At 60.6% G+C, this 639-nt stretch carries 1 protein-coding gene; it reads left to right on the top strand.

Features of this window, described 5'->3' with window-relative positions; genetic code table 11:
- Positions 1 to 630, top strand: a 630-nt coding sequence (virB10, locus tag WBR68_RS31435; RefSeq protein ID WP_230696279.1) for a type IV secretion system protein VirB10, incomplete at its 5' end; no start/stop codon positions are given.
- Positions 631 to 639 lie beyond the last annotated feature (9 nt).

The following is a 639-nucleotide window of genomic DNA, read 5'->3' as shown; positions in this document are numbered from 1 at the left end:
GGCAAGCTCACCCCTATGAAGCTCTCCGCTTCTCGGGCTGGCCTGGTTGGCAATCGAGACATGTTGATCACGCAAGGATCAATGATCGATTGTGTGCAGGAAACCAAGCTCGTGACTGCGCAGGCGGGCATGCTCAGCTGCTTTGCGCCGCACGATATCCGCTCGACGAGCGGCCGCGTGGTCCTGATCGACAAGGGGACGCGATTCATCGGCTATCAGCAAGGTGTATTGGCACAAGGCCAGCCGCGTGTCGGCGTAGTGTGGTCACGTCTCGAAACTCCCAAGGGCGTCGTCATCCAGCTAGATTCTCCAGGCACGGGCCCCCTGGGTGAGGCAGGGCTGGATGGCTTCATCGACACGCACTTCGCTGAGCGATTCGGCGGGGCCATCATGGTCAGCTTGATCAGCGATTTGGGTACGTGGGCAACCTCGCGTGGCAGCAGCGATAACAGCCAGGTCCAGTTCAATACCACGGGCGAGGCGGCCACAAACGCAGTAACCACCGTGCTCGACAACACCATCAACATCCCGCCGACGCTTTACCGCAACCAGGGCGGCCGGCTGGGAATTTATGTCGCTCGAGATCTGGACTTCAGCTCGGTCTACACGCTCAGATCCGTCGCTCGGTAGCAGCGCGGT

Origin of the sequence: Achromobacter sp. JD-1, assembly GCF_038594925.1 — a bacterium.
In the GTDB taxonomy this organism is placed as follows: Bacteria; Pseudomonadota; Gammaproteobacteria; order Burkholderiales; family Burkholderiaceae_B; genus Achromobacter; species Achromobacter spanius_C.
Note: the sequence above shows the minus strand (reverse complement) of the source record. Positions and strands in the feature narration are given on the sequence as shown.